The following is a 15,939-nucleotide window of genomic DNA, read 5'->3' as shown; positions in this document are numbered from 1 at the left end:
TATAATAAATCAGTATACTAGTTTCTAGGAGATCTTCGTTTTTGTGCTTTAGGCCCTACACTAGACATAGCACATCTAAACCCTATATAATCTGTTGCCATATCTTGTGGCAAAAATCTTCTTTGTGCAGGATCTAACCAATAAGCTCTATCCCTCCATGATCCCCCTTTGTATACACGAACATCATCTCCTATCAAGGTAGTTCGCTTACTAGATGAATCATATTTTCTTGACATCTTTCCTAACGAATCTACTGAAACGTTGTGTTTAGGAGAATTGTACATTTTATGAGTCTCTTTTTCACTTTTTGTTTCTTCATTAAATTTATAAAAACGAGTAGATTGTTTATCTCCGTCTCTATAATTTATGTTGTTACTAGTGTCAAAATTTTGTCTTAAATACGTTTCATTTTCATCAACAGGTACTTGAGCAATTTGACCAGGATAAGATCTGGCTACAATTTTACCATTACTCAAAGTATCGTATTTAATGGTGCTAGTGGTTACAATTTCCACCTTACCGTCTTTACCTATTTTATTTTTAGTATATAAATTCCCTCTGAAATAGTTAAAATCATTAGCTTCGTTATCTACAATAGGACGATACACATCAGCAACCCATTCTGCAACATTACCAGCCATGTCATACAAACCAAAATCATTTGCTGGGTATTTTTTTACTTGATTCGTAATGTCTGCCCCATCATCTGACCAACCTGCAATTCCGCCATAATCTCCATTCCCTTGCTTGAAGTTAGCCAATTGATCTCCTTTGGTTGCACGCTTCCCTGAACGAGTATAATTGCCTGACCATGGATATTTCTTTTGACCTTTATACGTATTATACTCTCTTTGACCTACATCTGCTGCAGCTGCATATTCCCACTCAGCTTCCGTTGGCAAACGATATTCCGGCAACAAAATTCCAGAAGATCGTTGAGCATAAACATTTTTCTGCTCTGCTACTTTACCATCTTTAGAAGCTTTAGGTGCTTTTCTTTTAGACTTTTCTTTGAGTATAATTTCCTCATTACCTCCATAAACTGAGGTTGGAGAAGCTAAATACGTTTCAGAACTAAAAGTGTTTTCGGCAGAAACATCTGTAATTTTAGCATTTTTCTTCAGATAACCTGCCTTCTCAAGCATTCCTTCGTTTACACGATCTGTTCTCCATTTTGCAAACTCATTGGCTTGAATCCAATTTACTCCAACTACTGGATATTCAGCATAAGAAGGATGTCTTAGATAATTATTCGTCATCGTTTCATTATAACCTAAACGATTTCTCCATACTAAAGTATCGGGTGAGGCTCCTTCATAAATGTTTTTGTAATTTTCTTCTGTAGGAGGAAATACTTTTTTCAACCATTCCAAATACTCTAAGTACATAGAATTTGTTACTTCCGTTTCATCCATATAAAAAGATTGAACGTGCTGTTGTGTAGGCAAATTATTCCAGTCATGCATTACGTCATCTTGAACTCTACCCATAGTAAATGTACCACCTTCAACAAAGATCAACCCAGGGCCAGCTTGATTTTTATTTTTAGCAACAACATTTTTCTGGCGGTCTAAATTCCATCCTGTGGCTCTAGATGCATTGCTTGAACTTGACTTCTTGCTACAACTAGCCAATCCTGCAATTAACAAAACTGATGTAATCAATTTTAAGTTTAAAATTCTCTTTACTTTCATACTATTAATAGGTCATAATTTGGTGCCGCAATATAACAATTAAGGTTTTATTAACAACATCAATTTGCAATAATTTTAAAGGGGCAATTATATTTGTTCCTCGGTTGAATACCAACGCAAAAATATATTTTTTATTGTTAAAACCTAATGGATTTAAATTATTTTTACCCTTTCTATTCGCTTTACTAATGTTGGTTTATTACGTATGAAAAAGCACATCTATTTTGGGTTACTTTTTACAATATACTTTTCTGCTTTTGCTCAGCAGGCGGGCGTTGCAACCATAAAATGGAACCCTGTCCGATCGATAAGTTTTGGAGAATATTCTCTAAATATTCCGACTTTCAATAGCGAAAATTTTGAATTCGATCCCATCAAAAAGAAGTTGCTTTTTAACATTTTAATTCCTAACAATCAAGATAATGAAAGAATTGTTTTAACAAATATTATCTACGAATCTATTGACAAAGATGCCCTGGGTGATTTAGCCCTAGATAACATCCCCAGCATTCCAAATGAAACTATCCAAAAAAACATGGCAAGAGGCCTCAACAGTTCCTTACTTTCTCTCTCTCCAATTGTCAAGGATAATTTTGGAATAAAAAAAATCATTTCTTTTTCATATTCCATCACAGCCAGCACCCTACGAGAAAGCACTCCAAACAAATTCCAGACGACAAATTCCTTATCAAACTCGGTTTTAGCAAGTGGTGACTGGTATCAATTTCAAATTCAAAGATCCGGAGTTTATAAAATTTCTAGATCGTTTCTTCAACAACTTGGAATACCCGTTACGACTATCAATCCTAAAACCATAAAAATCTATGGTAATGGAGGTAAAATGATTCCATTATCCAACAATAACAACTACCCTTTAGATTTAGAAGAAACACCGATTGAAATCATCGGAGAAGAGGATGGCGTTTTTAATACCGAAGATTACATTCTTTTTTATGGAGAAGGAACAGATACTTGGAATACAGAAAGTAAAACATTCAACAACTTATATGATGACAACTCTTATTATTATATCACTGCAAATGGCGGAAATGGAAAACGAATCGCTGATCTGAATCCACCATCAGGAAATACCACACTCACTCTGACCACTTTTGATGATACCCAATTTCACGAATTAGACAAAATAAACATCAATCAACTTGGGAGACAATGGTTTGGCGAGAAATTTGACATCAACAACATCCAAGAGTTTGATTTCAATTTCCCAAATATTGATAATACGATACCAGTAAAAATCAGCACAGAAACTGCATCCGCAGCATTTACACCCACATCATTTACGATTGCTGCAAACAATACTACAATTGGCACCATTAACTTTCCTGCGCTCACCAATAATTCCGCTACCGCTTTTTACACCGGAAACCTCTTACCTACGAGTACCTTTATTGGAGAAGAAAAAAATAAAATAAAATTTACCTATAATAACGGCGGGCTACCCAATGCTGTAGGCTATTTGGATTACATAAAAGTAATTGCCAAAAGGAAACTAACAGGATACGGAAAACAATTTCATTTTCAATATGATCAAGCTTCCACCGTTAATGGAATTGCAGAATACATCCTCAGTAACGCCTCAACTATCACTCAAGTTTGGGATGTAACACAACTTAATACTATTGTAAAAATTACAAATAAAGGCCAAGCTCTATTTAGCTTCAAATCCAATTTGGGTGAAATAAAAAAATACATCGCGGTTGACTCCAATGATTATTTTACACCAACCCTCTCTAAAAGAACAAAAATCAACAATCAAAATATAAAAGGAACCCTTTTTAAAAACAACCTTGGAGCATTTCAAGACATTGATTATGTGATCATCACACCCGGTTTTCTAAGCAATCAAGCCGAAAAACTAGCTGAATTTCACAGAAATCATTCTAATTTAAATGTAAAAGTTATTTCTTTAGAAATGATTTACCACGAATTTTCTTCAGGAAAGCAAGACATCGGAGCCATTAGAAATTGCATAAAATACATCTACGACAATGCTTCTTCTCCTGATAAAAGAATGAAATATCTTAATCTTTTCGGAGATGCTTCTTATGATTATAAAAATCGAATCAGCAATAACAGCAATATCGTTCCCATTTTCCATTCCTTAAGAAGCAATGCAACAGGAGAATCCTCTTTTGCTTCAGATGATTTTTTTGGATTAATGGACACTAATGAAGGAAATATTACCAACAGTTTTGGTGGGATAGATATTGCAGTCGGTCGAATGATTGTAAATGACACCAAACAAGCCGATGAAATGGTTCAAAAAATAATAGACTACCACGACATCAAATCTTATGGAAATTGGAGAAACAATTTTGTGCTCATTGGAGATGATTCCGACGTCCCTTCAGATGCTAGCCTTCAAGAAAAACAAAACCAGTTAGGCGATCTAATTACAGCAGAAAAGCCCTTCCTTAACATATCAAAAATATTACTCGATGCCTATATCCAAGAAGCATCAGCAGGAGGATTTCGATACCCAAAAGCAAGAACCGACATATTCAATACCTTCGAAAAAGGAGCTTTGGTATTTAACTACTTAGGTCATGGTGGCGAAGATGGTTTGACTACGGAGAGAATTTGGGAAAAATCAGACGGACAAAATCTTAATAACCAATACAAATACCCATTATTTGTAACCATAACTTGTGAATTTTCACGATTCGATAATCCCTTACGACCCACAGCAGGCGAATATACTTACTGGAATCCCAAAGGAGGAGCCATTGCGATGATTACCACTATCCGCTCTATTGGACAATTTAGTGCCGAAAACTTCAACCCGCTATTAACAAAAAACCTACTCTCTTTTGGATCAAACAACTACATCTCAATGGCAGAAGCACTAAGAATATCAAAAAACACCAATCCAAATTCATCAACAAATGTTGTCGTCTTTATTGGTGATCCAGCTTTACACCTTGCCATAGCCAAACCTAAAATCAACTTGACAAAAGTAAACGACATTGCTATTTCACAACCCATTGACGACTTTAAGTCACTTGCAAAAATGAAACTTTCTGGCGAAGTAACAGATGAAAACAATAATTTACTATCTAATTATAATGGAGAAATCGCATCAATTATAACTGACAAATTAGTCACTAGAAATACCCTTAATAATGACGGAAATAGTCCTAGCATAGCATTTTCTGTTTTAGGCGAAGCCATCTTTCGAGGAAACGCTACAGTTAAAAACGGTCAGTTTGAATTTAGCTTCGTGGTACCAAGAGACATTCGCATTCCAATTGGCACGGGAAAAATTAGTTTTTATTCAAAAAAAGACAATGCCCTTGAAAACCAAACCGGACAAAACACAACAATCAAAGTAGGAGGAATTAATGAAAATGCCGATGCGGACAATATAAATCCAAAAGTGAAGTTATATATGAACGATGAGAATTTTGTATCTGGTGGAATCACGAATCCTTCACCAATATTAATTATTCAATTAGAGGATGAAAACGGCATAAATACTGCAAGTGGAATTGGTCATGACATTGTTGCCATTTTAGACGGAGACGAAAGCAATCCATTCATATTAAATGATTATTACGAAACCAAACTTGATGATTTCACCTCAGGAACCATTAGATTTCCTTTTCGTAATCTTTCAATAGGACTTCATACAATAACAATTAAAGCATGGGACGTATATAACAACCCCGTCATTAGTGAAATCCAGTTTTTAGTAGTAGGAAATGAATCCATAACACTTACAAACGTTTTGAACTATCCCAATCCTTTTGTAAATTATACTGAGTTTTGGTTCACGCACAACAAACCGTTTGAGCCTTTAGAAGCACAAATTCAAGTGATGACAATAACAGGAAAAGTCGTTTGGTCGAAAAACCAAATCATCACAACCGAAGGTTTTCTATCGAGAGAAATCAAATGGGATGGAAAAGACGATTTTGGTGACCGCCTCGGCAAAGGCGTTTATGTATATCGTCTCACCGTAAAATCAATAGTAACTAACAAAAAAGCCGAAAAAATAGAAAAATTGGTCATCCTTTAATTTATACTATATTTGTTTAATGATTTTAAGAAACTAATGAAGAAACTAATTCTGATTTTTATTGTTCTTGTAACAAGCAAAACTGTTGCTCAAGAAAGAGCCATTACTACTGGAGTACCGTTTTTATTGATTGCCGCCGATGCCAGAGCTGCTGGTATGGGAGACATTGGAATTGCCTCCTCTCCTGACACCTACTCACAGCAGTGGAATCCCGCAAAATATGCTTTTGCAACTGACAAACAAGGATTTTCAGTAAGCTACACTCCTTACCTTACAGATATCGTAAACGATATTTCCCTTGGCCAAGTTACGTATTATAACCGATTCAACGAAAGAAGTGCTTTTGCTGGAAGTATTCGCTATTTCGGGTTAGGAGAAATCGAACTACGAGAAAATGCGAATGACATTCCAAGATTGGTCTCACCAAACGAATTTGCACTAGACGGGTCCTATTCACTTCAGCTTAGCGATAAGTTTTCAATGGCTGTAGCTGGTCGATTTATTCATTCCAATTTAAAAGTCGCATCAGACAATACCGATGCTTCTCCTGCAAGCACTTTTGCAGTAGACATTGCTGGATATTATCAATCTGAAGAAATCGCCTATTCCGACTTTAACGGTAGATGGAGAGGTGGATTTAATATTCAAAATTTAGGTCCAAAAATTAGTTATGATAATGACGAATTCAGCAACAATTTCCTACCAGCAAATTTAAAATTGGGGGGAGGTTTCGATTTTATTTTAGATGACTACAACAAAATAGCCGTTAATTTAGAATTCAACAAACTACTAGTCCCAACTCCTCAATTCGAAAGCACTGACACCGCGGAGGAAACCATACAAAAAAGAGACGATTATCGCAAAATAGGATGGGTTTCTGGAATATTCAAATCCTTTGGTGATGCACCTGGTGGTTTTAGCGAAGAGTTAAAAGAAATCACCTATGCTTTGGGCGCGGAATATGAATACCAAGATTCATTTTCATTACGATCAGGCTATTTCCATGAAAGTGACCAAAAAGGTGCTAGAAAATTCTTCTCTCTAGGGGCAGGTTTCAAATATAACGTAGTCAAAGTAGATGTATCCTATTTATTTTCCGCATCAAAAGTTAAAAATCCTTTAGAGAACACGTTACGATTTTCTTTAACCTTTAATTTTGGTGACAAATACGAAAATTACTAACCAACGCATTACATGGGTAACAAATCCAAATTTCAAAAGCAACAGCCTTGAAATTTGGATTTTTTTTCCTCGATAATGAAAACAATATTTCACTAAAAACTTCTTTAAAAGTAAATGTGGCTACAAAATAAATTTTAGAAACATGAAAGAAATCAACATTACTACTTCGTTCAAACAGTTTGACAGTATAACAGAACTGCCAGCTGAGATTCAGGAATTAATGCAAGAAGCAGTTACTATTCGCAAAAACGCCTATGCTCCTTATTCGAATTTTAGAGTGGGAGTCGCTTTACTTTTGGACAATAACAAAGTAGTTTGTGGTTCCAATCAAGAAAATGCAGCATATCCTTCTGGTCTTTGTGCAGAACGTGTCGCTATTTTTTATGCTGGAGCAAATTATCCTGGAGTGAGAATAAATAAAATGGCTATAACGGCAGCTTCGGACACCAACCCAACTACTGAACCCATCCCTCCATGCGGCGCTTGCAGACAATCAATAGCCGAATATGAAATCAAACAAGACCAACCTATTGAAATTTATTTTATGGGAGAAACAGGTGTAATCTACCAGTCTGATTCACTAAAAAACCTACTCCCTTTTATGTTTAACAAAAAATTCCTCTAATCAGAATAAAAACTGGTTCCTAAATTTTATTGCTTACGCGGAATGTCTTATTTTTGCAGTTCGCAAATTTGTGTTGGATTAGAAGTTCGGTACTCAAAAACTGTGCTTCACTACAATAAATTTTACACTTTTTCGATTAGTATTAACACTTACAAAAGAATTATTTCAGATGAAAGAAGTTACAAAAGAAGTTTATTTAAAGTGGTATGAAGACATGCTTCTTTGGAGAAAGTTTGAAGACAAACTAGCAGCGCTTTATATTCAACAAAAAATAAGAGGTTTTCTTCATTTGTACAATGGTCAAGAAGCCGTTTTAGCAGGAGCACTCCACGCTATGGATTTGACAAAAGACAAGATGATCACTGCCTACAGAAATCACGTTCAACCCATCGGAATGGGAGTTGATCCAAGAAGAGTTATGGCGGAACTTATGGGTAAAGCCACAGGTACTTCAAAAGGTATGGGAGGTTCAATGCACATCTTCTCCAAAGAATTCCGCTTCTATGGAGGCCATGGTATTGTTGGAGGACAAATCCCGTTAGGTGCTGGTTTAGCATTTGGTGACAAATACAACAATACAGGTGGAGTTACACTCACTTATTTTGGAGACGGAGCTGCTCGCCAAGGTTCACTTCACGAAGCGTTCAACATGGCCATGCTATGGAAATTACCAGTAGTTTTCATTGTGGAAAACAATGGATATGCAATGGGTACTTCAGTAGAAAGAACGGCCAATCACTCTGACATTTGGAAACTAGGATTAGGATATGAAATGCCATGTGGTCCTGTTGACGGAATGAACCCAGTGAAAGTAGCCGAAGCAATGACAGAAGCTATCGAAAGAGCTAGACGTGGCGACGGACCAACATTCTTAGAAATGAAAACCTACCGCTACAGAGGACACTCTATGTCTGATGCACAATTATATCGTTCAAAGGACGAAATTGAAGAATACAAAAAAATTGACCCTATTACGCAAGTTTTAGATGTAATCATTGATCAAAAATATGCAACTGAGGAAGAAATAGAAGTAATTGACCAACGTGTAAAAGACTTAGTAGAAGAGTGTGTGAAATTCTCAGAAGAATCTCCATACCCAGAACTACAACAGTTATACGACATGGTATACGAAGAAGAAAACTATCCATTCATCCCTCACAAATTATAATCCATTATGGCAACAATTATTACAATGCCCCGTTTGAGCGACACTATGACTGAAGGAACGGTAGCAACTTGGCTTAAAAAAGTAGGTGACAAAATAAATGAAGGTGATATTCTAGCTGAAATCGAAACAGACAAAGCAACAATGGAATTCGAATCCTTTAATGAAGGAACGCTATTATATATTGGTATACCAGAAGGAGAAACTGCACCTGTAGATTCACTACTTGCAATCATTGGAAATGAAGGCGAAGATGTAACCGCATTAATTGCTGGCGGAGCTGCTGCTCCAGCACCAGTAGCAATAGAAACTCCAAAAGAAGCAGCTGTTACTCCAGCAGCAACTAGTACGGCTACAGAACTTCCAAAAGGAGTTATCGTAGTAACTATGCCTCGATTAAGCGACACTATGACCGAAGGTACCGTTGCCACTTGGTTAAAAAAAGTAGGAGACACCATTGCTGAAGGTGATATTCTAGCTGAAATTGAAACAGACAAAGCTACAATGGAGTTTGAGTCTTTCAATGCAGGTACTTTACTTTACATCGGAATTCCAGAAGGAAATACAGCACCAGTTGATAGTCTTTTAGCTATAATTGGACCAGCGGGAACTGATATTACTGGAGTTGCAGCTGGCTTTAATGCTGGCGGAACTACTACTGCACCTGTTGTAGCAGAAACCGCAGCAGCACCAGCAACTACAGAAAAAAACATTGAAACTGTTCAAGAGCCAAGTGCAGATGGACAAAGAATTTTGGCTTCCCCTCTAGCTAAAAAATTAGCTTCAGAAAAAGGAATCCAATTATCACAAGTAAAAGGAAGCGGTGAAAATGGACGTATCACAAAAAGCGATATCGAAAACTTTACGCCACAAGCAAGTGCTACTACTCAAGCAGCTCCACAACAAGCTCCTGCCGCTAAGACGGAAACTGTAGCAGCTCCAAAACCTTATGTTCCTGCTGGACAAATAGCAACAGAAGAAATTAAGAATTCGCAAATGCGTAAGATTATTGCAAAACGTTTATCAGAATCTTTGTTCACAGCACCTCATTACAATTTGGTAATTGAAGTAAGTATGGATGAAGCCATGAAATCAAGAGCTGTAATCAATACTGTGCCGGATACAAAAGTTTCTTTTAACGATATGGTAATCAAAGCAAGTGCTTTAGCATTAAAGAAACACCCAAAAATCAATTCACAGTGGAAAGATGATGCCATCACTATCAACTATCATGTAAATATTGGTGTAGCTGTAGCTGTCGAAGATGGTTTAGTGGTTCCTGTACTGCCTTTTACTGACGGCATGAGTTTATCTCAAATTGGTGCAAGCGTGAGAGATTTAGCAGGAAGAGCAAAAAACAAAAAATTATTACCTACTGAAATGGAAGGAAGTACTTTTACCATTTCTAATTTAGGTATGTTTGGAATTACTGAATTCAACTCTATCATCAATCAACCAAATTCAGCTATTCTTTCAGTTGGAGCAATCGTTGAAAAACCCGTAGTGAAAAATGGACAAATTGTAGTTGGTAACACTATGATGTTATCTTTAGCCTGTGACCATAGAACTATTGATGGGGCGACAGGAGCTCAGTTTTTACAAACATTAAAACAATACATAGAAAACCCAGTAACTATGTTAGCATAACAAAAGTTTTCTTTACTATAGAAATCCCGTTTTGAACTTTCAAAACGGGATTTTTTTTACTTATTCTTGGCTTCAATCCACTTGGACATATATTTTGTACTAGCAAGCGTATGATGTTGCAAAAGGGCACCATAAAAATTATTCAGTCGATGTTCGGCAATGGTAGCCAACAAATGTTGCAATCGTTCTACAAAATCACTTTCAAAAAGTTCTTTTTGATATCTTTCATTCAGGATAGCAAACCCATTTTTTTGCGATCTAAGCCAAATGAATTGATCTGTATACAATTGCACTGCTGCATCGACAAAATCCTCTACAGCATCACTAACATAACCATTCCAAGGTAAATCGCCCTGCATAGATTCTGCCCCAATAGTAGTGGTTACGCTGGGCGTACCTGTTTGCATTGCTTCCAATAATTTTCCTTTTATACCAGCTCCAAAACGTAAAGGAGCTAAAACTACTTTTGATTGTTGAACTACTTCTTGAGCGTCCTCAGCGCGTCCCATAATAAAAAAATTAGTCTTTGGCTGATGAAGCTGCAGTACTTTTTGAGAAGGATAGGCTCCATAAATTTTTAAAGTAGTATTTGGTAATTTTTGAAAAATTTTAGGCCAAATCGTCTCTTTCAAATATTGAACGGCATTCCAATTAGGCTCATGAAGAAAGTTCCCAATAAAGACAAAACCTTCTCGCTCTTCAAAAGAAGGTACTTCTTTCTCAAAGGAAGCTTCGAATGCGTCCAAAAGAATCGGCAAATAAAACAATAACGAGGGATCAATTTTAAAAATAGTCTGCAGAAGCTCCATCTCAAATTCGGATATCATTAAAGTCAAATCACATCTCAAAATACTAGCAATCTCTCGCTTTGCAACATCTTCAACTAGCAAATCATTGATGGAAAATGGTCGATTTTGCTTAAACGCCTTTTGTCGCGCTATTCGCAAACAATGTAAATCTTCTGTATCTAAAATTCTAACTGCATCAGGACAATGTTCAATTACTCGCCACCCAAACTGTTCTTCAATCATAAATCGATCAAACAAAACCACATTAGGTTGCATTGCTTTGACAAACGCATCAAAACTAGCATCATTTAGCTTTATAGCGACTTTATGAATACCAAACTTGGATAAATCAATCATAAAACCACTATCTTGAGCTGTACTCGCAAAAGTAACTTCATATCCTTGCTTTTGAAACAAACCAACGAGTTGCATCATTCTACTTCCCGCAGCCGAAGAATTAGGCTCTGGCCAAACAAAACCAATTACCAATAGTTTTTTCATATCAAATCAATTGTGGGTACAAAATAATACTATTTCATTCTGATTCTAGCTTTTTGAAAGAAAAATCAAAACTAAAAAGCTAAATTTGCAGTCAATAAATTGAATAATATTATGTTAGGATTAAAATTAGCTACTGACCCACGATGGGTGAATATCGTAGAATCAAATATTGAAGAGATTCTTACCGATCATGCTTGGTGCGAACAAAAAGCGGCTTCCAATGCCATATATATTATCATCAATAATTCAGAAAAAGAAGAATTAGTGACCGAAATGACCAGAATCGCATTAGAAGAAATGGAACATTTTCAAATGGTTCATAACATCATTAAAGAAAAAGGATTAACGTTAGGCAGAGAAAGAAAAGACAATTATGTTAATGATTTAGTCAAATTTGCTAAAAAAGACGGTAGTCGTAACGATGCTTTGGTAGAAAGATTATTGTTTGCAGCTATGATTGAAGCCAGAAGTTGTGAACGCTTTAGAGTACTTTCGCAAAACATAAAAGACCCTGAACTAGCAAAATTCTATCATGATTTAATGGTAAGCGAGGCGGGCCATTATACTACATTTTTAAAATTTGCCAGACAATATACAGAAAAAACAGATGTAGACAAACGTTGGCAAGAATGGATAGATTTTGAAAGTTCCATCATTGGAAATTATGGAAAATCAGAAACTGTACACGGATAAATAACATACACTTTACTTAAAATGGCGATAGATAAAAAAATCATCTTCTTAAAAACAGTAAAATATTTAGGAATAGCATTCGGTAGTATTTTGGTTGTAATGTTCCTTACACCCATTATTTTTTCTGATACAATAAAAGAAGAAGTAAAAAAATATGCCAATACCAAACTAGAAGGCGAACTTAATTACGGAGACGCTAATCTATCGTTTTTTAAACATTTCCCATCATTGACGTTGACTTTAAACGATGTCAATTTAAATGGTTCCATCCCTTTTGAAAAAGAAAAATTTGTATCTGCCAAAGAAATTGCTTTTGGTATCGATGTATCGAGTTTAGTTTTTGGTAAAGCCATAGACATTGACCAAATTATTGTAACCGAAGGAAACATCAATGTGAAGGTTGACAAAAATGGTCAAGCCAATTACAATGTGTATAAAGGAAGTGAGCAAACCTCCAAAAAAGTTGAAGAAAAAAACAATACCGCATTGCAACTTCAAAAAATTGAAATTATAAATAGCAAAGTGGTTTATGACGATCAATCCACAGCCATTCATCTTGATTTGTTTGATTTTAATTACATCGGAAAAGGAGATTTAGCCTCTGATGTCTTTGATTTATATTCTAAAATAGCCATAGCTAAAATGAATTTTATCTACGAGAACGAACCGTATTTAATGAATAAGAAAGTGGAAGGCGATCTGATTACCAAAGTCAACGTTAACTCCTTATCCTTTATATTTGAACAAAACAATTTAAACATCAATAGATTATTAGTGGATTTCAAAGGCAAATTCGATTTCCTAAAAGACGGATATAATATTGATTTTAACATTAAATCAAAGGATAGCGAACTCTACGACTTGATTAATGCCTTTCCTCCAAAATTTATTACTTGGCTAGAGAAAACAGAAATCAAAGGAAAAACAGACCTGCTTTTAACCCTAAAAGGAAAATACATTACTTCTGAAAAAATAGCGCCTGATTTACATTTGGATTTGAAAGTAAAAGACGGTTTTGTAAACTACAACAAAAGTAAATTCCCCGTTTCAAATCTAAATGTAGATTTTAAGGCAAAATTACAATCGCTTGACCCAAACCAATTGCTTTTAGATGTAAATGGCATTTCTTTGAATATTGAAAAAGAATATTTAAAAGCAAAATGGCATTCCAAAGGAGTTGAAAACATTGAACTGAATGGAGAATTGTTCAGCTTTATTGATTTAGAAAAACTAAATAATGCATTAGGAATTCCAAATTTAACTATAAAAGGGCTTTTGACTGGAAAAGGAACAATGAATGGAACGTATAATGCAAAAACCAACAGTTTTCCTATAGCCGATATTGCTATTGATCTTAAAAATGGTTTTATTCAAACGGAATATTATCCAAATCCAATCACCAATATCAATTGTAATGCTACCATAAAAAATCAAAAAGGGTCTATCGATGATTTAAAAGTTAGACTACAACCCGCAAGTTTTACTTTTGAACAAGAACCCTTTAAAGTAGAAGCCAACTTAGAAAACTTCAAAGATTTAACTTACGATGTAAAGGCAAAAGGCGTTTTAAACATCAGCAAAATATACAAAGTCTTTTCACAAAAAGGATTAGATGTTGATGGTTATATTAAAACTGACTTGGCTCTTAAAGGAAAACAAAGTGATGCTGAAAAAGGAAATTACAGTAAACTCAATAGCAAAGGAACACTAGAAATAAGAAATATTGCAGTAGCCTCCACTTATCTTCCAAAAAAACTTTTAATCAAAGAAGGTATTTTCAAATTCAATCAAGACAAAATGTCTTTCAACACTTTTTTGGCTAGTTACAGTCAATCTGATTTTAAATTGAATGGTTACTTAAAAAATGTATTTAATTTTTTAAGTCCAAGAAAAGGAACACTAAAAGGTGCTTTTACTTTACAGTCAAAATACATAAATGTAAATGAATTTATGAGTTCAGAAAACCCTACAGTCCTAAAAGAAGTCAACACTACTACTTCAAAGACTGACAATTCAATAACAGAAATAAACACAACTAGTACAGGAGTCATAATTATCCCAAAAAATCTTGATTTGCAATTCAAAGCTATTGCCCAAAAAGTAGATTTTCAAGAATTGCACCTTACTAAAGCCAATGGTAATTTGAAAATGAAAAACGGCAAATTACACCTTCAAAACACCAATTTTAATCTCATCGGTTGCCAAGTAGGAATGAGCGCATTGTACGAAAGCTTAACAACTAAAAAAGCTTTGTTTGAATACCAAATCAAGGCTACAGACTTTGATATAAAAAGAGCCTATAAAGAAGTTAAAATTTTCCGTGAGATGGCAAGCGCTGCTGAAAAAGCCCAAGGAATAGTTTCTTTAGATTACAAGCTTAAAGGCCGTTTAAACGCAAATATGGAACCCGTTTTCCCATCTTTAGTAGGAAATGGAGTTTTATCTGTAAAAGACATCAAACTCTATGGAATGAAAATGTTTAATGTAGTTGGAAGCCAAACCAATCACGATAAAATGAAGAATCCTGAACTATCTAAAGTTGAAATTAAAAGTTCGATTAAAAATAACATAATGACTATCGAACGATTCAAATTCAAATTCGCAGGTTTTAGACCAAGAATAGAAGGAACTACAAGTTTGGATGGTCGACTAAATTTAAAAATGAGATTAGGATTACCTCCCTTTGGTCTTTTTGGAATACCAATAACCGTTACTGGTAATAAAGATAATCCAAAAATTAAAGTTGGAAGAGAAACACAAGATTTAGAAGAAAAAGAAGATAAGGAAACCGAATAAACAATCAACATGAAAGCCAATAGTACTTATTGGCTTTTACTTTATTTGATTATCTAAGACATTTACACTTTGCCTACATTTATAAAATAATCACAAATTGTATTAATTTGACAAGACTTACAATTCGGAATGGGTCTACAAATCAATCTCCCATGAAAAGAAATAGCCATACCAATTTCTAACCAAGTCGAAGAATCTAATTTCGAAAGTAACTCTTGTTCCATTTTATCCGCATCTTTAAAATCAGGTACAATACCCAATCGTGGTGCAACCCTCAAGACATGCAAGTCGACCATAATACCATTAGGATTATACCCTAATTCTTTTAGAATTACATGAGCTGATTTCCTACCAATCCCTCTATATCGAGTCAAACCCAATATAGTTGTTGGCAATTCTTTATCATGAAATTGTTTTGCTAAATCAATAATCCAATTTGCTTTATTCTTAAAATTAGTAATAGAATCCAAAAGTGGATACAAATCGGAAGCATTAATAGACATTAAAGAGAACCAATCAGGATACTTTTCAAAAAAAGGAATAGATAATCGATTAACGTTTTCATCAGAATCTTGAGCAGCAAGAATAACCATAACAATAAGTTGGTAGCTATTCTTATAATGCAGAGGATGTGTTTTTCCTTTATAACTGAATATCAATGGTTCTAAAAAAATAGACCAATTACGATCGTCAAATAAATCCATAAACACATTCTTTAAGTCAATAATAAAAAAGATTCGTAAGATAAACTAAAATCCTTTACATCCACTATTTTCTTTAAAATAGCTTACACTAGAAAAAAAGGGCAC

10 protein-coding genes are annotated in these 15,939 nt (G+C 34.9%); 7 read left to right on the top strand and 3 right to left on the bottom strand.

Annotated elements, in window-relative coordinates:
- Window positions 1–17: 17 nt before the first annotated feature.
- Window positions 18–1,694 (bottom strand): gliding motility lipoprotein GldJ, encoded by a 1,677-nt coding sequence (gene gldJ / locus ACSVH7_RS14865; protein ID WP_438067474.1) that lies wholly within the window; start codon window positions 1,692–1,694, stop codon window positions 18–20.
- Window positions 1,695–1,899: 205 nt separating this feature from the next.
- On the opposite strand from gldJ, the gene porU reads away from it, so the two are divergent.
- From porU to ACSVH7_RS14840, 5 genes are all read left to right on the top strand, one after another.
- Window positions 1,900–5,733, top strand: a complete 3,834-nt coding sequence (gene porU / locus ACSVH7_RS14860) for a type IX secretion system sortase PorU (protein ID WP_438067473.1) — start codon at window positions 1,900–1,902, stop codon at window positions 5,731–5,733.
- A gap of 36 nt (window positions 5,734–5,769) precedes the next feature.
- Complete coding sequence (porV, locus tag ACSVH7_RS14855; protein ID WP_438067472.1) at window positions 5,770–6,915, top strand: type IX secretion system outer membrane channel protein PorV; 1,146 nt, start codon at window positions 5,770–5,772, stop codon at window positions 6,913–6,915.
- Window positions 6,916–7,057: 142 nt separating this feature from the next.
- Window positions 7,058–7,540 (top strand): cytidine deaminase, encoded by a 483-nt coding sequence (cdd, locus tag ACSVH7_RS14850; protein WP_438067471.1) that lies wholly within the window; start codon window positions 7,058–7,060, stop codon window positions 7,538–7,540.
- A gap of 169 nt (window positions 7,541–7,709) precedes the next feature.
- Window positions 7,710–8,708, top strand: a complete 999-nt coding sequence (pdhA, locus tag ACSVH7_RS14845) for a pyruvate dehydrogenase (acetyl-transferring) E1 component subunit alpha (RefSeq protein WP_438067470.1) — start codon at window positions 7,710–7,712, stop codon at window positions 8,706–8,708.
- A 6-nt stretch (window positions 8,709–8,714) separates the two neighbouring features.
- A complete protein-coding gene (locus tag ACSVH7_RS14840) occupies window positions 8,715–10,352 on the top strand; it encodes a 2-oxo acid dehydrogenase subunit E2 (protein WP_438067469.1) in 1,638 nt (545 codons plus the stop codon).
- 56 nt (window positions 10,353–10,408) lie between these two features.
- Here the strand turns inward: ACSVH7_RS14840 and ACSVH7_RS14835 are convergent, their stop codons facing one another.
- A complete protein-coding gene (locus ACSVH7_RS14835) occupies window positions 10,409–11,641 on the bottom strand; it encodes a glycosyltransferase (protein ID WP_438067468.1) in 1,233 nt (410 codons plus the stop codon).
- A gap of 111 nt (window positions 11,642–11,752) precedes the next feature.
- Between ACSVH7_RS14835 and ACSVH7_RS14830 the strand changes: the two genes are divergently transcribed.
- Together ACSVH7_RS14830 and ACSVH7_RS14825 are read left to right on the top strand one after the other, a co-directional pair.
- Window positions 11,753–12,334: a tRNA-(ms[2]io[6]A)-hydroxylase gene (locus tag ACSVH7_RS14830; protein WP_438067467.1), complete on the top strand. Its 582-nt coding sequence runs from the start codon at window positions 11,753–11,755 to the stop codon at window positions 12,332–12,334.
- Window positions 12,335–12,355: 21 nt separating this feature from the next.
- The gene (locus ACSVH7_RS14825) at window positions 12,356–15,130 is read left to right on the top strand and encodes a hypothetical protein (RefSeq protein WP_438067466.1); all 2,775 of its coding nucleotides are present in this window, start codon (window positions 12,356–12,358) and stop codon (window positions 15,128–15,130) included.
- Window positions 15,131–15,192: 62 nt separating this feature from the next.
- Here ACSVH7_RS14825 and ACSVH7_RS14820 read toward each other — a convergent pair whose 3' ends face one another.
- Complete coding sequence (locus ACSVH7_RS14820) at window positions 15,193–15,834, bottom strand: endonuclease III domain-containing protein (RefSeq protein ID WP_438067465.1); 642 nt, start codon at window positions 15,832–15,834, stop codon at window positions 15,193–15,195.
- Window positions 15,835–15,939 lie beyond the last annotated feature (105 nt).

The organism is Flavobacterium sp. TSSA_36, from assembly GCF_051547165.1.
Lineage (GTDB): Bacteria > Bacteroidota > Bacteroidia > Flavobacteriales > Flavobacteriaceae > Flavobacterium.
Note: the sequence above shows the minus strand (reverse complement) of the source record. Positions and strands in the feature narration are given on the sequence as shown.